Raw genomic sequence first — 20,032 nt, forward strand, 5'->3', positions numbered from 1 at the left:
AATGGAAAAGATGAAAAATGTTATCCAATCGTTAAAAACGTGGCATAAGTTAGTAATCGGTGCTGCGCTTTTAGCGATTGTAACAGGAGCACTTTTATACTTCACCTTGCCAGATAAATATGTTGTTGTATATCAAAATTTAAATGATGCAGATAAACAAGAGATTACAGCAGAATTATCGAAGTTAGGTGTCGATTACCAATTAGCGGCCGATGGCTCAATTCGTGTGCAAAAGAATGATGCTCCATGGGTTCGAAAAGAAATGAATGGGATGGGCTTACCGTTTAATTCGAAAAGCGGTGAAGAAATTTTATTAGAAAGCTCTCTCGGTTCAAGTGAACAAGATAAAAAAATGAAGCAAATTGTCGGTACGAAGAAGCAATTGGAACAAGATATTGTAAGAAACTTTGCGACAGTTGAAACGGCAAATGTTCAAATTACATTGCCTGAAAAAGAGACAATTTTTGATGAAGAAAAAGCGAAAGGAACAGCGGCGATTACGGTTGGAGTGAAACGTGGACAATTGTTAACAGCTGATCAAGTTGCAGGTATACAGCAAATGATTAGTGCAGCGGTTCCTGGTGTGAAAGCAGAAGAAGTAAGTGTTATTGATAGTAAAAAAGGTGTTATCTCAAAAGGAGCAGATGAAGCACATTCTAGTAGTTCCTCTTCTTATGAGAAAGAAGTAGAGATGCAGCACCAACTTGAAGGTAAATTAAAGCAAGATATTGATGCAACGTTAATGACGATGTTTAAACCGAATGAATATAAAGTGAATACGAAAGTATCTGTAAACTACGATGAAGTTACACGTCAGTCAGAGAAGTATGGTGATAAAGGTGTACTTCGTAGTAAACAAGAGCAAGAAGAAAGCTCTACTGCGCAAGAAGGGGCAGATACGAAGCAAGGTGCTGGTATTACAGCGAACGGTGAAGTGCCAAACTACGGTACGAACAATAATCAAAATGGTAAAGTTGTCTACGATAATAAAAATGGCAACAAAATCGAAAACTATGAAATAGATAAAACAGTTGAAACAATTAAGAAACACCCAGAATTAACGAAAACAAATGTTGTTGTATGGGTAGATAATGATACGTTAGTAAAACGAAGAATTGATATGACTACTTTCAAAGAAGCAATTGGAACAGCGGCAGGACTTCAAGCTGATCCGAACGGTAACTTTATAAATGGTCAAGTTAACGTTGTAACTGTTCAGTTCGATCAGCCGAAAGCTGAAAAAGAGAAAGAGCCAGAAAAAAGTGGTATGAACTGGTGGTTATTCGGTGGAATTACAGCTGGCTTATTAGCAATCGGTGGTCTAGTATGGTTCTTATTAGCAAGACGTAAGAGAAAGAAAGAAGAAGAGGAATATGAAGAATACTTAGCAGAAGATGAAATTGCTGCAAGTAATGAAAGTATCTTGGAAATTCCTGAAGAAAAAATAGTGCCAGAGCCAAAACCTGAACCAGAAGAACCGAAAGAACCAACGTTAGATGAACAAGTGCAGGATGCTACGAAAGAACATGTAGAAGGTACTGCAAAAGTAATTAAAAAATGGTTAAACGGACAGTAAGGGAGGAACAACGATGTTAGATGAAATCTCCTCCAAAGAAAAAGCTGCCATCCTCATTCGTACATTAGACGAAGGGGTGGCAGCAAAAGTCATTGAATATATGACAGCTGAGGAAAAAGAAGTATTACTTCGTGAAATTGCGAAGTTTCGTGTATATAAACCAGAAACGTTAGAGAATGTACTAGGAGAGTTCTTATATGAACTAAATGTAAAAGAATTGAACTTAGTCACTCCAGATAAAGAGTATATTCGTCGTATATTTAAAAACATGCCAGAAGACGAACTGGAAAAATTATTGGAAGACCTTTGGTATAACAAAGATAATCCATTTGAATTCTTAAATTCACTTACAGATTTAGAACCACTTCTTACAGTGCTTAATGATGAGTCACCACAAACAATTGCAATTATCGCTTCTTATATTAAACCGCAACTTGCGTCTCAATTAATTGAGAGATTGCCAGATCATAAGCGAGTAGAAACGGTAATGGGTATTGCGAAACTAGAACAAGTTGATGGTGAATTAATTAATCAAATTGGTGAGTTGTTAAAAACGAAATTAAATAATATGGCATTTAGTGCAATTAATAAAACTGATGGCTTGAAAACAATCGTAAACATTTTAAATAATGTTTCACGAGGTGTTGAAAAAACAGTCTTTCAAAAACTGGATGAAGTCGATTATGAGTTATCTGAGAAAATTAAAGAAAATATGTTTGTCTTTGAAGACTTACTTGGTCTTGAAGATCTTGCGCTTCGCCGTGTATTAGAAGAAATTACAGATAACGGTGTTCTTGCGAAAGCACTTAAAATTGCAAAAGAAGAAATTAAAGAGAAATTATTTACATGTATGTCTTCAAACCGTAAAGAGATGATTCTAGAAGAATTAGATGGCTTAGGACCGCTTAAGATGACGGATGCTGAAAAAGCGCAGCAAACAATCACTGGTACAGTGAAAAAGCTAGAGAAAGAAGGAAGAATTATCGTTCAAAGAGGTGAAGAGGATGTCCTTATTTAAAAACAGAATTCCGAAGAATTCTGTTTCTTTTTCTGAAGAAACGTATGAATTACAATTTCCAAAACCAGCTTCAGTCCAAATAGAAGAGGAAGAATTACAAGCAGATCATGCAGAGCTTCGCGCCCAACAAGAATCATTACATATGGAAATGAATCAGCTAAGGCAAGAGCAGCAAATGCTAGAACGAGAGCGTCAGCAGTTATTACAAGATAAAGAACAATTTCAAATGCATATTCATGAACAAATGGAACAGATGGAAGCAGCGCGTGTGCAGTTTCAAAAAGAACAACAAGAAATAGCATATGAATGGACAGAGTTATTATGGGATCAATCATTTCATTTAGCAGAAAAAATCGTGAATCAAGCGGTAGATTCACGATTGCTTGATGTGCTACCTATTTTAACTGGCATCGTGCAAACATTGCCAACTTCGTTTGAAAAATTAATCATTACAGTACATCCAGAAACGTTTGAACGTATTCAAGAAGAGAAGGAGAATACGAAAGAATATTGGTTACTACAATTAGTAGAATGGAAATATGATTTCTCCCTGCAGTTTGGTGAATTTGTTCTGGAAGAAGAGAAAGAGTTCTTTGAATTTAAATTTGCACCTATATTTGCGAAACTTCGTCAGAAATGGGAAGAAGAGAAGTTATTTGAGGAGCAAAATGTATGAGCCGCCTGTTAAAGAATGAGAACGAAAAATGGAATAAGTTCATTGAAACACCGCTGTATACGAAAGTAGGCAAAGTTCATAGTGTACAAGAACAGTTTTTCGTAGCAAAAGGGCCGAAAGCGAAGATCGGAGATGTTTGCTTCGTTGGAGAACATAACGTCTTATGTGAAGTGATTGCCATTGAAAAAGAAAATAATATGCTACTTCCATTTGAACAGACAGAAAAAGTATGTTATGGAGATTCAGTGACACTAGTTTCAGAAGATGTTGTTGTACCACGTGGTAATCACTTGCTCGGAAAAGTGTTAAGTGCAAATGGTGAAGTGTTAAATGAGGAAGCTGAAAACATTCCATTACAGAAAATAAAACTAGATGCACCGCCTATACATGCATTTGAACGTGAAGAGATTACCGATGTATTTGAAACAGGAATAAAATCAATTGATTCTATGCTAACAATTGGTATTGGTCAAAAGATTGGTATTTTTGCTGGGTCAGGTGTTGGTAAATCAACTTTACTTGGAATGATAGCAAAAAATGCAAAAGCTGATATAAACGTTATTAGTTTAGTAGGAGAACGTGGCCGGGAAGTAAAAGACTTTATTCGAAAAGAGTTAGGCGAGGAAGGTATGCGAAAAAGCGTCGTTGTTGTAGCGACGTCAGATGAAAGTCATCTTATGCAACTTCGTGCAGCGAAACTCGCAACGTCTATTGCTGAATACTTCCGTGATCAAGGTAATAACGTATTACTTATGATGGACTCTGTTACTCGTTTTGCCGATGCACGAAGAAGTGTTGATATTGCTGTTAAAGAGTTACCGATTGGTGGTAAAACACTATTAATGGAAAGTTATATGAAGAAGCTGTTAGAGCGGTCCGGTAAAACACAAAAGGGATCTATAACAGGTATTTATACGGTGCTTGTTGATGGGGACGATTTAAATGGTCCTGTACCAGATTTAGCACGTGGTATTTTAGATGGACATATCGTATTAAAGCGTGAGCTTGCAACGCTTAGTCATTATCCTGCAATTTCAGTATTAGATTCAGTAAGTAGGATTATGGAAGAAATCGTTTCACCACATCATTGGCAACTTGCAAATGAAATGAGAAAGATTTTATCAATTTATAAAGAAAATGAATTGTATTTTAAGTTAGGAACGATTCAAGAAAATGAAGAAAATGCTTATATTTTTGAATGTAAAAATAAAGTAGAAGGCATAAATACATTTTTAAAGCAAGGCCGATCGGATAGTTTCCCATTTGATGATATCGTTGAAGCGATACACCATATAGTATAAGGCCTCTGCCCAAGAGGTCTTATTTTTTTGTTTTTTAATATTTCACAGATTTTTTTGGAAAAAAACTATATAATAGAAAAAGAGAACGTTATAATAGGAAGGGGCTATGAAAACAGGTGGATAAACAGCAGTACGACACAATAAAATTGCAAATAAATCAAGAAAAAGAGCATATTTTAAAAGAAGTGTATGAATTAACAGCTGAAAAAAGAAAAATAGAACAAAAAAAAGAATATGATTTATATGTTGTGAAATCGCGTAGTAAAGTCGTACAAACTGGGCAACGTATTATGGCTGGCATGCTTTCTTCACATACGTTTTCACCTGAAAGAATAGAAGAATGGAATCGAAAAATTAAAAAAACAGAAGGTTTTATTCAAAAAAATGAAAGCCTTTTAGAGCAAGTAAAAGAAAAAGAACGTGTCATTGATGAGATGTATCAAGAAGATTGCAGAAAGCTTGCGAAAGCACAAGAAAAGCTGGAAGAAAAAATGCTTCTGGATTTGAAAATGTGTATGAATGGATGAGGTGAATGTAGTGATACAGTCTGTATTACCGGTGCAACAAAGTTTACCTCCGCAAAAAGAAAAAGGGCTAGAAGTACAATCGAAAAATGAAGATTCTTCATTCGATCGTACGATGAGAATCGAAAATAAAAAGCAGCCGAAAACGGAGAAAACGAAACGAGAAGAAGCACCAAAAGAAGAGAAAAAAGAATATAACCTTTCTAAACCATCGGTAACGAAAGAAGAACCAATTGTAAAGAAAGAAGAAAAAAAAGAGACAGAACAGTTGTTATTAGCTGTATCTGAGCAAATGGTTGCAATTGAGCAATTACATGTGCAGCCGGAATTGTTATATCAATACATACAAAAAATACAAGAGCTATATAAAGAATATGGCAATATTAAACTTAATGAATTACCTGCAGCTGAATTACAACAATTACAAGAACTTCTTTCAAATATGAATATCAAAAACGCTATATGTTTAGAAGATACAATGCAAATGGTATTAGACAAAATGAAGATGCCAGAGCAAACGATGCAAGCATTGAAGGTTGTAGAAACAGAAAATTGTAATATTGCAAAGGAACAAGAAGAGTCTAAAGAGGTAGATCTTCCGAAACTTGAGAGCGATGATGCAAAGGTAGAGTTGCCAGAAGTTGATGCATTAAACGACTCGAGCTCTGCAGGTGCAGAATTATTAAATAAAACGACGAGTACCGAACAAGTAGGGAAATCAAATAGTGGTGCTGAGAAAGTTTCATTACCTGACTTAGGAAAGAAAATGGAAGCGCAAGTAGAAGCGCTGCAAAAATTTGTAGTGAAACAAGAACGTGTTTTATTCCAGTTAAATCCAGAAAAACTTGGTACATTAACAGTGTTTATGAAAAAACACGGAGATCAAATTGACGTTCACGTAGAAATGGAAAAACACGATGCGAAAAAACGTGTTGAAATCATTTTTGATGAATTGAGATTAAAGTTAAAAGAAAAAGAAATCAATATTCAAATTAGCTATTCAGATAAAGATGAAAATCGTAAAGAACAGCGAGAACAAGAGCAAAGGCAAAAACAAAAATTAGCAAATACAAATCATGAAAAACAACAATCAACAGAATTTGCGGGATTATTGGAGGAATAAAGCGTGCCAACAGTTGGATTAAATACAACGAGTACAAATCATATTCCGTTACAAGCAGGAGCGCAAAAAAGTAATGTACCTGTTAATGGTGTACAATCGCCAGTGCAACAAAGTAATGGAGTTTCGGCAGGAGCGCAAAAGACTCCTGGGGTAATGGGGAAAGATGATTTCCTAAAATTATTTTTATCAAGTTTCCAACATCAAGATCCATTTAATGCGATGGATATGAATCAAATGATGAATCAGACAGCGCAGTTATCTCTTATGGAACAAGTACAGAATATGACGAAAGCAGTAGATAAGCTGCAATCAACGATGTATTCAACAGCACTTGATGGTGGAATGAAGTTTTTAGGGAAATACGTAAGAGGTGTTGACGGCGAAGGAAACAAAGTAACTGGTCAAGTAGAGACAGTTCGCCTTGCAGAAAATAACGATGTGCAGCTCGTTATTAATAATAAAGTTGTATCTCTTCGTTTCGTTGAGAGAGTGTCTGATAAACCGATTGGAGAAACGAATCCAGAAGACGCAAAGAAAGACGATCAAAAAGTAACTGAAGAAGTAAAAACTACAAATTCATAAGGAGTGTCCATACGTTATGATTAAAGCGTTATATACAAGTATTACAGGAATGAATGCAACACAAAATGCATTAAGTGTAACTTCAAATAATATTGCCAATGCACAAACAGTAGGTTATAAAAAACAAAAAGCAATGTTTGATGATTTACTATATAACAATTCGATTGGTGCAAAAGGTGACGGTAAATACGCCGGAACAAATCCGAAAAGTATTGGTAACGGTGTGAAAATGAGTGGTACGGTTACGGATTATAGTGATGGTACAATAACGTTAACAGGTGGTAAAACACAAGCGGCAATGGAAGGTAATGGTTTCTTCGTTGTGGGTGATTCAAAAGGCGGAAATATGGAATTTACTCGTAAAGGTACGTTTGGGATATCTTCAGATTACTATATTACGAATACTGAAGGTCAATACGTATTTGCATACCCTGCAAATGAGGCAACTGGTGAAGTTGATTTATCTGGAATTCCAGGACCGTTGCAAATTCCAATGGGAACAGCAATTGGTGGTATTCGAACATCGAAAGGGACAATTAAAGGGAATATTCCAACTGGTGAAAAACAAATTACACAAGATTTACCTGTATATGATAATGCGGGGAATACATGGACAATGCGTGTAGAGTTTAAACAAACGAGTGAACATAACTATACATATAAAGTACAAATGCGTAATGACTCGAAAAAAGAAACAGAGTTTAAGGATGTTCCAGGTGCAGGTGGTAATATGACATTTGATGCTGTCGGAAATCCAAATCCGAAAGAGCAAGGAGCCAATATTCCATTTGATGGCGGTTCTATAAAATTAGACTTAAGCCATTTAACAAATCATCCAACAGATAAAACATTATCAGTAACAGACGTAGATGGTAGAGCAGCAGCGACGGTTAAAGATTGCTTCATTGCTGACGGTGGATACGTAATGGTAAAATATTCTGATGGAAGTATGAAATCTGCAGGTCAATTAGCTGTTGCGATGTTCCCAAACGAAGGCGGACTAATGAAAACAGGTAATGGTAACTATACAGCAACGAATACAACAGGTATTTTAGCTCTTGGTGCATCTGGTCAAAACGGTGCAGGTAAAGTACGCGGTGGTGCACAAGAAGGTGCAAACGTAGATTTATCTGTAGAATTCGTTGACTTAATGTTATACCAACGCGGATTCCAAGGAAATGCGAAAGTAATTAAAGTTTCAGATGAAGTATTAAATGAAGTTGTAAACTTAATTCGATAATATATCGCATGGAAAAAATGTAATGGAGTAGAAAGGGTTTTTTATTCGTATGACAAGACAAGAGCGAATTTTACAATTGCCTTTTTTCGAAAATAAACGTGAACTTGCCGAGCAAGTATTAAAAATAGAACGAGAAGAGCATGTATATTTACCAGATCAATTTGAAATTAAGCAAGTGCCTCCGTATTCATTTGGTGAAAAACAAGCAATCATTGGCCGTATCCATGAGTTTTATTTCATAAGTGTTGGTAGCGATAGCGTTTGGAAGTATCAACTGTTTAAGGATGAGATGAAGTGTCGTGAGTTTTTTGTTATGTTGCCAAATATTACGGATCAGCAAATAGCGTTTTGGTTTAATAACATAGAGTTATTGAAAGGTTCTTAAAAGCACTTTTTAGGTTTTGAGAGAGGACCTGGCGATGTTTTGGAGCGGTTAGTGCCTAATAGAGTCCCGACCGATGTGTAAGACCAGAGATATGTAGAGTTACTAGAGTAGTATGGTAGTGTAAGAAGTGGTAATATAAAAGAGTTTTAAGTTAATTTAAGGTAGTTGTAGTATACAATTAGACTGAATTTCTATAAAAGGAGAGGTGAGGAGGATGGCGCAAAATAAGTATCGCGTTACATTCATTTCGCCGAGTGAGGTTGAGCAGCGGACTGTAATGGCGGCGAATAGTTTGCCAGATTTAATTCGTAAAGTAGAAAGTATTATCGCAGATCCAAACGGTTATTTTGTGAATGATAAAAAAAATAATTGTTATTTTAAAGTGATTAAAGAAAATGTTACGTTTATTCAATATGAGTTACTATTTTCGGATAAGGAAATTCATATTGAAAAATTAAAACATATAGCACCGGTAGTATTAAAGCGATTATTCGAAAAAATAAATGACCCGGAATTATATGCACTCGCGCTACTTGATGTTGATATAGCAACGAAAGAATATGTGCTAGCAGAAATGAATTCTGAGCTGAGAATAAGAGTAGAGACCGAGCTTTCGAAAAAATGGGAAGCAATGCCGACGGAAATTGTAGGAGCACAAGAAGTGTTATTAGAGGCACTTGCTGCGTTTATACAAGATTAATTGTTTTTTAATAAAATGAATCGTTCGACTATCTATATTTTTTATATAGGTAGTTGACTTTTTCTCTTTTATAAAGCTTAATAATTAGATATACGGAATTAATGGAAGGGGAGCGACACCTTTATGTCACAAGCACAAAGTATTTTATTAGAAAGCGGAACAAATGAATTAGAGATTGTTACGTACACTGTTGGTGAAAACCTATTTAGTATTAATGTAATGAAAGTACGTGAAATCATTAATCCATTTCCTGTTACAACTGTGCCAGAATCTCATCATGCAGTTGAAGGTGTTGTTCAAGTACGTGGTGAAATTTTACCTGTTATTAACTTGGCAATGGCTCTTAATTTAAAGTCAACAAAGCCACTTGATCAAACGAAATTTATCATCTCAGAATTAAACCAAATGAAAGTTATTTTCCGCGTTGATGAAGTGCATCGTATTCAACGTATTTCGTGGGAACAAATTGATGAACCAGCTTCATTATCTATGGGACTAGAAGAAACGACATCTGGTATTGTAAAACTAGATGGAAAAATCATCTTATTATTAGATTATGAAAAAATTGTATGTGAAATTAGCGGCACTGGTTATGACAATAAATCAATTGCAGGGTTAGAACAAAAAACAGATCGAGCTGAAAAAGTAATTTACATTGCAGAAGATTCAGCGATGCTTCGTCAAATATTAGAAGAAACATTATCATCAGCTGGATATACGAAAATGAACTTCTTCAGCAATGGTGCAGAAGCGTTAGCGCAAATTGAAAAATTAGCGAAAGAGCAAGGAGAGAAAATGTTTGAACATATTCACTTGCTAATTACCGATATTGAAATGCCAAAAATGGATGGACATCATTTAACGAAAGTGGTTAAGGATAGTGAAGTAATGAATCGTTTACCAGTCATTATTTTCTCTTCATTAATTACAAATGAATTATTCCATAAAGGTGAAGCTGTAGGAGCAAATGCTCAAGTAAGTAAGCCAGATATTCAAGAGCTAATTGGTTTAGTTGATAAGTTAGTGCTTTAAAAGCTTCTATTTAGCCGGAATAGAAGCTCTAGCTAAGTGTTGAGCAGTCAGTGCTTAATAGAGCCCTATGCGATGTTGAGACCAGAGATATGGAGTGGTTATAGGTAAGTAGAAGAGCTGGCGTATAACATTTTTCTATTTAGTAGGAATAGAGGAACTACTTATGTAAGGAAGTTTTCAGTGCTTAATAGAGTTTCATGCGATGTGAGTTCAGAGGTATGAAGTAGTTTTAGGTAAGAAGAAGTGAGACTTTGATTGAGGATTTGAAGACTGGGTTTATAACTCTATTCTGTTAGAGAGAGGAAGGAATTAGCCAATGCTACATATGGCTAATTCCTTTTTAGTATTCTATACTTTAAGCTGGTAGAAAAATGAAAGGTTTCTTGGGTGTTTGTCGCTGTATGTGTGAATAATCTTTATTTAGAGATTTTTGATTTTAAAATATAAGCAAACGTATTTTCGATTTTTATTTTAGTAATATTTCGTGGTAACGCAAATTTTTTCGGTGAAAAAACATTCAAAATACCATATAATATAATTAAATGTAATTAATATGCAATTTTGCATATTAATAAAAAACATTTTCCAAATTTTTATACTTTCTATACATTTTTGTATGTTTATTATTTGACAGATAATTTCGAACTGTTATAATATGGATATGTAAAAATTGCTATTTTCTTAAAAGACATGGGAGTCAGATGAGAATTGTGAAAGGATGAGGGGGAGTGGCACAGATTATGTATCACCACACAGCAATTAATGTATTAGGTCTTTTGCAAAACATGTCAAATAATAAAATGAACGATATGCAACTAGAGGTGGAATTTAAAAAAATAGAAAAAGAATTCCAAGTAAAGTATGAAGAATTAGTTGATTTACATAATAGAATGGTATTATTTCAAATAGATATAGAAAAAAATGGCGGGATGCGAGCATATGAAAAATCAGCAATTACATGGCTGAAGTCTGAACTAGAGCTACTGTATGAAGTGTATCAATTTTGTCAACGTCACGGTTTAAACATTTTAAGTATTTCAAAATACGTAAGTAAAAATGAACTAAATCTTTTTCCAAAAACAGAAAGTCAATTGCAAAATACGTATTATAAATTAAAAAAACGTGAAATAGCGTTTGAAAATATTGAAAAACAAAAACCAGGACGAAAGCGGAAATATATACCAGTAAAAGAGGCAATCGTTGCAAGAAAACAAGGAAATGAGTACGAATTAAAAGAAGAAATCCAGCATAAAGAGGATGAAAAAAATCTTGTAACAGTTATATCTGGTATCGTTGATAACTTTGAAACAATTAATCAATGTAGTGAAAGGAAAGAAGACGAACTACATCAGTTTATGGAAGGTATTTATAAGCTTTCTAGCATGGCAGCAGGGCGTTCTAGAGAAGCAAAGAATACACGTAGCTTAGAAGGTGAATTGCAGTCGTTACAACTAGAAAATGAAAGGCTAAAACGAGAGAAAGAAGAGCTTGTACAAGATATTAAAGGTATGACGCAGCTTTTAATTCATTTCATTACAAGTTCTGATATCGATCAAATTCGTAAATTACCAACTTTCGTACAAGATTGTAAAATGGAATTACATAAACTTGGGCTATATAATGCACAAGACGGAAAAATGAAAATAATGGTTGACCGTAGCGGACAAGTTATGACGGTAACACAGTAATAAAATTTGGGTACAAAATAAAAGGGAGATACATAGTTTATATGTATTTCCCTTTTGTTTTGTATGGAATCGTTCCAAAAATGGAAGATTAATTTTTATGATTGTAGTAGTTTAAAGACCATTTTCGGAATTTGGTTCGCTTGTGAAACCATACTAATTGCAACTTCAGTCAATAATTTGAACTTTAAAAAATCACTCATCTCCTGCGCCATGTCTGCATCTTCAATTCGTGATGCAGCATCTGTTAACGCCATACTTTGGTTATTTAAATTTTCAATATTAAACTGTAAACGATTTATCATTGCACCAAGGTCGGCACGATGAATTGACACACTTTGCAAAGCCTCTTCAATTTTACGGATTGCCGCTCTTGCTTCTTGTTCTGTTGAAATCTTGATGTCATGTTGTGTAGGGGAAGGGGGAATAGATTTTGATATATGTACCGTATGACCGATATCGTCTAATGTAATAGGGCGGTTTGGAACGTCAAATACGGATAAATCATTAAACTTAGTCGTCTCGCCAATATAGCCAATTTGTTCTGTTAAAGATTGAAACTCTTTATTCAGCGAATGACGGTTTTTATTTGAATTTGTACCGTTTGAGGATTGAACGGCCAAATCACGCATACGCTGTAAAATATTCGTCACAGTTTGAAGTGCAGCTTCCGCTGTACGAAGCATCGATAGTGCATCTTCATTATTACGAATCGCCACGCGCATACCACTTGCTCGCGCGTGCATACGAGTCACAATTGCAACATTCGCTGGATTATCAGAAGCAGTATTTAACTTCTTACCAGTCGCCAAATGCTCCATCGCCACATTCATATGCTTCTCATTCTCATACAACGACTGCCTAGCATTCATACTCAAAACATTCGTACCAATACGCATAATAGACACCCCTTATAGATTGATATAGTTAGTGTTCTAAAGCTAATAAAAGGTCATGAAAAGATAAAAGGCTTATGCTTATTTGCTATTTGTGTTTTAGCATAAGAGGGGATCAAGATAAGCACTGACCGCTTCTATGCATGGCAGATACTCTCTTTCACATAAAAAAGAAAGTTTTATAAATAATCTATCTATATAGAAAAAATAAACCTCTCCGCAAGCAGAGAGGTTTATTCAGGAAACTAACTCAAATGGCTTATTGTAATAATTTAGAAACCATTTGTGGAGTTTGGTTTGCTTGAGAAAGCATGCTGATTCCAGCTTCGTTCAAGATTTTGAACTTAGTCATTTCAGACATTTCTTTCGCCATGTCAGCGTCTTCGATTTGAGAAGCAGCTGAAGCCATAGAAGAAGATTGGCTCTTCAGGTTGTTTACGTTAAAGTCAAGACGGTTTAATGTAGCACCTAGAGTTGCACGGTTAGAAGCAATGTTTTTTAATGCTGTATCGATCGATGCAATTGCACCAGAAGCATTAGCTTTAAGATCTGTAGTCTCAAGTTTTGTTAAAGTAGCAAATTCTTTACCTAAGTTTTGTGCTGCAACTTTTGATCCAGCATCATCTGCTTTAGTGTAGGCATCTAATTTTGCTTCGATTTTTTTCACATCATCTGCAGACATGAAAGATTTAACCTTTTCAAATTCTTTCATAGTAGCATTTACTTGTGGATCAAGATCCGCTTTAGTGGCATCTGTTGTTTTTCCAAGAGTGTCAAATGATGTTGCAGTAGCTTCATATACTGTTTTTTCTACTTTATCAGTTCCAATAGATAAAGTAGAAAGTCCTAATTCTTTAGTAGACACATTAGATAAGTTGATGTTAATTTGCTTACTTGTATCAGCATTATCTAATGTTTGAACTGCGATAGTTTTATTTGAACCATCTAATAATTTTTTATCATTGAACTCAGTGTTTGTAGAAATATAATCGATTTGTTCTTTTAATGCATCAAACTCTTTGTTTAATGCAGCTTGGTTTTCGTTAGTATTTGTACCATTTGCAGATTGGTTTGCAAGGTCACGCATACGAAGTAAGATATTAGATACTGAGTTCATTGCTGAATCAGCAGTACGGATTAATGAAATACCGTCTTGAGTGTTGTTAGCTGCTACTCCTAATCCGCTTTCACGAGCACGCATACGAGTTGCGATTGCAAGACCTGCTGCATCGTCAGAAGCGTTGTTGATACGTTTACCGCTTGATAAACGGTCCATAGCGTTGCTCATTTTAGCTTGGTTTTGGCGCATGTACTCTTGAGTACGCATGCTGTTAATGTTTGTATTAATTCTCATGTTAAGAAACCCCCATTTTTTTATATTGACTTTTCTGCAAATTGAAAAACGGTAATATGCGAAAAAATCAATTTCGAGATTTATTGTAATCCTTGCCACAACGGGTGTCAACTAAAAATTCGAATTAATAAATATAAAAAAATAACAGTTTAACAATATATTCATTTTTTTATTACATAATTATTAAAAGGATTATTGCAAACTTTAAAAAAAAACTCTAATATTAGATTATCTTTGTTTACCGAAAAGGTGATATTATGATAGTTGGAAATATAGTAAAAGAAGTGCTTGCATATAAAAAAGGACAAATTCAGCAAAAGCTAAGTAGTCCACAAGCATTTGTTAGTAGTCGTTTTCAAGAGAAATTGCAGAGTGAACCTGCGAAGGAGACGAAGGCTACTACGCAGCCGGCAAAAATAGAAGATATGAGTCAGCCGGTACAATCTACGAAAATAGAAACGGTTGTTAATAAGCCGGAACAATCTATTAATAAAGTAGATGAAGCGAGTAAGCCTGAAGAAAAGGGTGAAACGAAGAAAGCAGATGAAGTGCAAGTTGCGCAAAAAGAGTTTGAACGACGTTTCCCAGAAACGAAAAATGAGGCTGCTGATACGTGGGAATTAACGAAGAAGTATAATATTCAAAAAATACGTTCTTCTAATGAAGGGAAGTATGAGGATATTATTGATCGAGTAAGTCGTACATACGGAATTCCAAAAACGTTAATTCAAAAAATGATTGAAGTAGAGTCTAATTTTAATCCGAAAACGGTGTCACATGCCGGTGCGATGGGACTTATGCAGCTTATGCCAGCGAATGTGAAGGAGATGGGTGTGAAGAATCCCTTTTCACCAGCTGAAAGTATTGAAGGTGGCGTGAAAGAGTTAAGCGGTTATTTAAAGAAAAATAACGGCGACTTAGTATTGGCGCTTGCTTCTTATAATGCTGGTCCTGGTAATGTGAGAAAGTACGGAGGCGTACCGCCATTTAAAGAAACGCAAGGATATATTAAAAAAATATTAAATATCGACGTTTCAAAATAAGAAGTTTCATATATAGAGAGAACATGAAATTTTCGTGAACATGATATGGGAGTTGGCTAGATTTGAAATTACAAGATGATATTCCGTTAACAATTTATTTTGAAATCGGAAATACGAAAAAGAAAATTGAAGATCTGCTTCATATTACGAAAGGTACATTGTATCGTCTTGAAAATTCAACGAAAAATACGGTGCGTCTTATGCTTGAGAATGAAGAGATTGGAACCGGAAAGATTTTGACGAAGAATGGAAAGATGTACGTTGAAATCGTTGAATTGAAAAGGTAGGGAAGGGGATTGTCATGAGTGGCGAAAAATTAAGCCAAGAGCAAATTGATGCCCTGCTGAAGGCGGTAAATGAAGGCGAGGAAATGCCAGCTTTCGCACAAGAAGCAGGAAAGCAAGAGAAATTTCAAGAGTATGATTTTAATAGACCAGAGAAGTTCGGTGTTGAGCATTTACGTAGTTTGCAAGCGATTGCTTCTACGTTTGGAAAACAGACGTCACAGACGTTATCAGCGCGTATGCGTATTCCAATTGAACTAGAGCCTTCAACAGTTGAGCAAGTTCCATTTACGAGTGAGTATGTGGAGAAAATGCCGAAAGATTATTATTTATATTGCGTAATTGATCTCGGTTTACCAGAGCTTGGAGAAATTGTTATTGAGATTGATTTAGCATTCGTTATTTATATTCATGAATGTTGGCTTGGCGGAGATAGTAAGCGTAACTTTACGATGCGCAGACCGTTAACAGCGTTTGAGTTTTTAACGCTTGATAATATATTCTTGCTTCTTTGTAAAAATTTAGAGCAATCATTTGAAAGTGTTGTTGCGATTGAACCGAAATTTGTAACGACGGAAACAGATCCGAATGCATTAAAGATTACGACAGCGAGCGATATCATTTCATTACTTAACGTAAATATGAAAACAGATTTTTGGAATACGACGGTGCGTATCGGAATTCCATTCTTATCTGTTGAAGAAATTATGGATAAGTTAACGTCTGAAAATATTGTCGAACATTCTTCAGATAAACGTAAAAAGTATACGTCTGAAGTGGAAATGAAAGTAAATCAAGTGTACAAACCTGTTCACGTTGCAATTGGTGAGCAGAAAATGACAATGAGTGAAATTGAACAAATTGAAGAAGGCGATATTATTCCGCTTCATACGAAAGTTTCGGATGAATTACTTGGTTATGTAGATGGAAAGCATAAATTTAATTGTTTTATTGGAAAAGATGGAACGCGTAAGGCGCTCCTATTTAAAAGTTTTGTAGAGTAGGAGGATCCATATGAAGCATGAAGTATCTCCTGTGTCATTAATGGGATTAGAAGATTTTGCAGGAAAGCGAAATGAAGCAGGTAAAGCACATATTGATACTGTTTCAGATATTTCGATTGAACTTGGTGTAAAGCTTGGAAAGTCATCTATTACACTTGGTGATGTAAAGCAGTTAAAAGTTGGCGATGTTCTGGAAGTAGAGAAAAACTTAGGACATAAAGTAGATGTGTATTTAAGTAATATGAAAGTCGGCATCGGTGAAGCAATCGTAATGGACGAGAAATTCGGTATTATCATTTCTGAAATTGAAGCTGATAAGAAACAAGCGGCGCTTATGAAAGCGCAAAGTCAAATGCAAGATAAAGAGTAGAGGAGGAGTCATATGTCGTATATGACGACCTTATTTCAAGTCGTTTTACTGTTTGGTGCGCTCGGCTACGGTGCATATTATATGACGAAAAAGACGCGCAAACAGCAGTTTTTTAAGCAGGGTGAAAATGGCCATATACAAGTAAAAGACGGCGTTTATTTAAATCATCAAACGAGTGCCTTTTTATTTGAAGTGGACGGAAAGCAAGTGTTCACTGTTATTAGTAATAACGGTGTGCAGTCTGTGCAATTAACCGGAACAGGAAATCAGTTTCAACAAGCACTAGAAGACGCGGTGAAGACTGAAACGAAAAAAGTAGAGGATCCATCATGAGAATAAAGAAACAGTTATCATTATTAGCCGTTATTTTCGTATTTTCTATCGTTTTTTCAATTATTTTTGTAAATCCAGCGTATGCAGCCCCGAACGGTTTTATTAATTTCGAAAATGGAAAAGAGTTTACGAGTAATTCAAGTGTACAACTATTTGCGCTCGTTACCCTTTTATCATTATCTTCTTCTATCGTTCTATTATTTACACATTTTACTTATTTTATGATCGTTCTAGGGATTACACGTCAAGGACTTGGGGTAATGAATTTACCACCAAACCAAGTGCTTGTTGGACTTGCATTATTTTTATCACTCTTTACGATGCAGCCTGTACTTGGGCAACTGAAGAGCGATGTGTGGGATCCGATGACGAAAGAGAAAATAACAGTAAGTCAAGCTGCGGAAACGACAGCTCCTATTATGAAAGAATATATGTCAAAGCATACGTATAAGCATGATCTAAAAATGATGCTGAAAGTACGCGGAGAAGAGTTGCCGAAAGATTTAAAGGATCTTTCACTATTTACGCTCGTACCATCCTTTACGTTAACGCAAATTCAAAAAGGTTTACTAACAGGGATGTTCATTTATTTAGCGTTTGTATTTATAGATTTGATTATTAGTACACTTTTAATGTACCTCGGGATGATGATGGTACCGCCGATGATTTTAAGTTTACCGTTTAAAATACTCGTTTTCGTATATTTAGGTGGATATACAAAAATCGTCGACATTATGTTTAAAACGGTCGCCTGAAGCGTTTGATGCTATGTGATAGGAGTCATATAAATGAATACGTCACCAATTATAGATATTTTTCAAACCTTTTTTTATAAAGGGGTTATGATTTTAATGCCGGTTGCCGGCGTAAGTATGATTGTCGTTATTATCATCGCTGTTATTATGGCGATGATGCAAATTCAAGAGCAAACGCTGACGTTTTTACCGAAAATGGCGAGTATTGTCCTCGTTATTATCATTTTAGGTCCGTGGATGTTCCAAGAGTTAACGACGCTTATTTTAGATTTATTTGATAAAATCCCATCGCTATTGCGTTCGTACTAAGATAGGTGAACTGAAATGAATATGGAATTATGGGCGGCGACGTTTTTTGCGTTTTGCCGCATTACTTCATTTTTATATTTTTTACCGTTTTTCTCAGGACGATCTATTCCAGCTATGGCGAAGGTTACATTTGGGCTCGGTCTGTCGATTACAGTTGCCGATCAAGTTGATGTTTCTCATATAAAGACGGTTTGGGATGTAGCTGCTTATGCAGCGACGCAAATTGTCATTGGATTATCTCTTTCAAAAATTGTAGAAATGCTGTGGAACATTCCGAAAATGGCTGGACATATTTTAGACTTTGATATCGGTTTATCACAGGCGAGTTTGTTTGATGTGAATGCAGGATCACAGTCTACTTTACTTTCAACACTTTTTGATATGTTCTTCCTCATTATTTTTATTTCACTTGGCGGCATTAATTATTTCGTTGCCACGATTTTAAAGTCGTTTCAATATACAGAGGCGATTTCAAAATTGCTGACGACTAGTTTCTTAGATAGTCTACTCGCAACGCTATTATTTGCGATCACATCAGCGGTTGAAATTGCTCTTCCGCTTATGGGAAGTTTATTCATCATTAACTTTGTTCTAATTTTAATTGCAAAAAACGCTCCGCAATTAAACGTTTTTATGAATGCATACGTAATTAAAATTACATGTGGTATTTTGTTTATTGCGATGAGTGTACCGATGCTCGGTTATGTGTTTAAAAATATGACGGATGTATTACTTGAAGAATATACGAAACTATTTAACTTTTTCTTAACGAAGTAGGGGGACGCGCATGGCAAAGGATAATAAAACAGAAAAGGCCACCCCGCAGAAGCGTAAAAAATCGCGTGAAGAAGGGAATATTGCCCGGAGTAAAGATTTAAATAATTTATTTTCCATTCTCGTATTAGCAGTTGTCGTTTATTTCTTCGGAGATTGGCTAGGGTATGAGATTGCAAATTCCGTAGCGGTGCTGTTTGATCAAATTGGAAAAAATACAGATTCAACCGAGTATTTTTATTTAATGGGGATTTTATTACTGAAAGTATCAGCTCCGATATTAATACTCGTATACGCTTTTCATTTATTCAATTATATGATTCAAGTCGGCTTTCTATTTTCTTCTAAAGTCATTAAACCGAAAGCGTCACGTATTAATCCGAAAAACTATTTTACGAGACTGTTTAGTCGTAAAAGTTTAGTAGATATTTTGAAATCACTGTTTTATATGGGATTAATCGGTTACGTCGCTTACGTTCTCTTTAAAAAGAATTTAGAGAAAATTGTCAGTATGATTGGATTTAACTGGACTGCATCACTTACTGAAATTATTAGGGAAATTAAATTTATTTTCTTAGCAATTTTAATTATTTTAATCGTTCTTTCTATTATTGATTTCATTTATCAAAAATGGGAGTACGAGCAAGATATTAAGATGAAAAAAGAAGAAGTGAAACAAGAGCATAAAGATAATGAAGGGGACCCGCAAGTTAAAGGGAAACGAAAAAACTTTATGCATGCAATCTTGCAAGGAACAATTGCGAAGAAGATGGATGGCGCAACGTTTATTGTAAACAACCCGACTCATATTTCGGTCGTACTTCGTTACAATAAACACGTTGATGCAGCACCAATTGTCGTTGCAAAAGGGGAAGATGAGCTCGCATTATATATACGAACGCTTGCCCGTGAACAAGAAATACCAATGGTGGAAAACCGTCCACTTGCTCGTTCTTTATATTATCAAGTCGAGGAAGATATGGCGATTCCAGAAGATTTATACGTAGCTGTAATTGAAGTTATGCGCTATTTAATTCAGACGAACGAACTTGAAGTATAATAGCGCGT

At 35.3% G+C, this 20,032-nt stretch carries 23 protein-coding genes; 21 read left to right on the forward strand and 2 right to left on the reverse strand.

The window, feature by feature from the left end:
* Position 1: 1 nt before the first annotated feature.
* The 12 genes from M1D73_RS08215 (at position 2) to M1D73_RS08270 (ending at position 11,845) form a co-directional block, all read left to right on the forward strand.
* On the forward strand, positions 2 to 1,576 hold the full coding sequence (locus M1D73_RS08215; RefSeq protein ID WP_000413931.1) for a flagellar M-ring protein FliF C-terminal domain-containing protein: 1,575 nt from the start codon (positions 2 to 4) through the stop codon (positions 1,574 to 1,576).
* Positions 1,577 to 1,589: 13 nt separating this feature from the next.
* A complete protein-coding gene (gene fliG, locus M1D73_RS08220) occupies positions 1,590 to 2,594 on the forward strand; it encodes a flagellar motor switch protein FliG (RefSeq protein ID WP_000883356.1) in 1,005 nt (334 codons plus the stop codon).
* On the forward strand, positions 2,581 to 3,270 hold the full coding sequence (locus M1D73_RS08225) for a FliH/SctL family protein (RefSeq protein WP_000051695.1): 690 nt from the start codon (positions 2,581 to 2,583) through the stop codon (positions 3,268 to 3,270). The genes fliG and M1D73_RS08225 overlap by 14 nt, the downstream gene beginning before the upstream one ends.
* Entirely contained in the window at positions 3,267 to 4,571 is a 1,305-nt protein-coding gene (locus tag M1D73_RS08230; protein WP_121868180.1) for a flagellar protein export ATPase FliI, read from the forward strand. Before M1D73_RS08225 ends, M1D73_RS08230 begins: the two co-directional genes overlap by 4 nt.
* Before the next feature lie 116 nt (positions 4,572 to 4,687).
* Positions 4,688 to 5,098, forward strand: a complete 411-nt coding sequence (locus M1D73_RS08235; RefSeq protein WP_000360859.1) for a hypothetical protein — start codon at positions 4,688 to 4,690, stop codon at positions 5,096 to 5,098.
* A gap of 10 nt (positions 5,099 to 5,108) precedes the next feature.
* Positions 5,109 to 6,218, forward strand: coding sequence for a flagellar hook-length control protein FliK (locus M1D73_RS08240; protein WP_121868198.1), 1,110 nt, complete (start codon positions 5,109 to 5,111; stop codon positions 6,216 to 6,218).
* 3 nt (positions 6,219 to 6,221) lie between these two features.
* Positions 6,222 to 6,800 carry a flagellar hook assembly protein FlgD gene (locus M1D73_RS08245; protein WP_001143463.1) on the forward strand — a complete coding sequence of 193 codons (579 nt, stop codon included), beginning with the start codon at positions 6,222 to 6,224 and terminating at the stop codon, positions 6,798 to 6,800.
* Between the two features lie 16 nt (positions 6,801 to 6,816).
* A complete protein-coding gene (locus M1D73_RS08250; RefSeq protein ID WP_000588320.1) occupies positions 6,817 to 8,040 on the forward strand; it encodes a flagellar hook protein FlgE in 1,224 nt (407 codons plus the stop codon).
* 49 nt (positions 8,041 to 8,089) lie between these two features.
* Positions 8,090 to 8,425: a DUF3964 family protein gene (locus M1D73_RS08255; RefSeq protein WP_000198166.1), complete on the forward strand. Its 336-nt coding sequence runs from the start codon at positions 8,090 to 8,092 to the stop codon at positions 8,423 to 8,425.
* A gap of 214 nt (positions 8,426 to 8,639) precedes the next feature.
* Positions 8,640 to 9,125, forward strand: coding sequence for a LysR family transcriptional regulator (locus M1D73_RS08260; protein ID WP_121868181.1), 486 nt, complete (start codon positions 8,640 to 8,642; stop codon positions 9,123 to 9,125).
* 123 nt (positions 9,126 to 9,248) lie between these two features.
* A complete protein-coding gene (locus M1D73_RS08265; RefSeq protein WP_000075943.1) occupies positions 9,249 to 10,157 on the forward strand; it encodes a chemotaxis protein in 909 nt (302 codons plus the stop codon).
* A gap of 740 nt (positions 10,158 to 10,897) precedes the next feature.
* Complete coding sequence (locus M1D73_RS08270; RefSeq protein WP_071740377.1) at positions 10,898 to 11,845, forward strand: DNA-binding domain-containing protein; 948 nt, start codon at positions 10,898 to 10,900, stop codon at positions 11,843 to 11,845.
* Between the two features lie 95 nt (positions 11,846 to 11,940).
* On the opposite strand, the gene M1D73_RS08275 is transcribed toward M1D73_RS08270, so the two are convergent.
* Positions 11,941 to 12,741, reverse strand: coding sequence for a flagellin N-terminal helical domain-containing protein (locus tag M1D73_RS08275; protein ID WP_121868182.1), 801 nt, complete (start codon positions 12,739 to 12,741; stop codon positions 11,941 to 11,943).
* Between the two features lie 256 nt (positions 12,742 to 12,997).
* Positions 12,998 to 14,092 (reverse strand): flagellin N-terminal helical domain-containing protein, encoded by a 1,095-nt coding sequence (locus M1D73_RS08280; protein ID WP_121868183.1) that lies wholly within the window; start codon positions 14,090 to 14,092, stop codon positions 12,998 to 13,000.
* Between the two features lie 257 nt (positions 14,093 to 14,349).
* On the opposite strand from M1D73_RS08280, the gene M1D73_RS08285 reads away from it, so the two are divergent.
* The 9 genes from M1D73_RS08285 to flhB all read left to right on the forward strand — a co-directional run bounded on the left by M1D73_RS08285 (position 14,350) and on the right by flhB (position 20,024).
* Positions 14,350 to 15,135 (forward strand): lytic transglycosylase domain-containing protein, encoded by a 786-nt coding sequence (locus tag M1D73_RS08285; RefSeq protein ID WP_048538194.1) that lies wholly within the window; start codon positions 14,350 to 14,352, stop codon positions 15,133 to 15,135.
* 62 nt (positions 15,136 to 15,197) lie between these two features.
* Complete coding sequence (locus tag M1D73_RS08290) at positions 15,198 to 15,422, forward strand: flagellar motor switch protein FliN (protein WP_000775712.1); 225 nt, start codon at positions 15,198 to 15,200, stop codon at positions 15,420 to 15,422.
* Positions 15,423 to 15,436: 14 nt separating this feature from the next.
* Entirely contained in the window at positions 15,437 to 16,423 is a 987-nt protein-coding gene (fliM, locus tag M1D73_RS08295) for a flagellar motor switch protein FliM (protein WP_000012356.1), read from the forward strand.
* A gap of 10 nt (positions 16,424 to 16,433) precedes the next feature.
* Entirely contained in the window at positions 16,434 to 16,793 is a 360-nt protein-coding gene (gene fliN / locus M1D73_RS08300; RefSeq protein WP_000680010.1) for a flagellar motor switch protein FliN, read from the forward strand.
* A 12-nt stretch (positions 16,794 to 16,805) separates the two neighbouring features.
* A complete protein-coding gene (locus tag M1D73_RS08305; protein ID WP_000121178.1) occupies positions 16,806 to 17,126 on the forward strand; it encodes a hypothetical protein in 321 nt (106 codons plus the stop codon).
* Positions 17,123 to 17,881: a flagellar type III secretion system pore protein FliP gene (locus tag M1D73_RS08310; RefSeq protein ID WP_001220582.1), complete on the forward strand. Its 759-nt coding sequence runs from the start codon at positions 17,123 to 17,125 to the stop codon at positions 17,879 to 17,881. Before M1D73_RS08305 ends, M1D73_RS08310 begins: the two co-directional genes overlap by 4 nt.
* A 33-nt stretch (positions 17,882 to 17,914) precedes the next feature.
* Positions 17,915 to 18,190, forward strand: coding sequence for a flagellar biosynthetic protein FliQ (locus M1D73_RS08315; protein WP_001098085.1), 276 nt, complete (start codon positions 17,915 to 17,917; stop codon positions 18,188 to 18,190).
* Between the two features lie 15 nt (positions 18,191 to 18,205).
* On the forward strand, positions 18,206 to 18,967 hold the full coding sequence (locus M1D73_RS08320; RefSeq protein ID WP_001055706.1) for a flagellar biosynthetic protein FliR: 762 nt from the start codon (positions 18,206 to 18,208) through the stop codon (positions 18,965 to 18,967).
* A gap of 10 nt (positions 18,968 to 18,977) precedes the next feature.
* Positions 18,978 to 20,024, forward strand: a complete 1,047-nt coding sequence (gene flhB, locus M1D73_RS08325; protein ID WP_001040112.1) for a flagellar type III secretion system protein FlhB — start codon at positions 18,978 to 18,980, stop codon at positions 20,022 to 20,024.
* Positions 20,025 to 20,032: the final 8 nt, after the last annotated feature.

It is taken from the genome of Bacillus sp. PK3-067 (assembly GCF_056738645.1).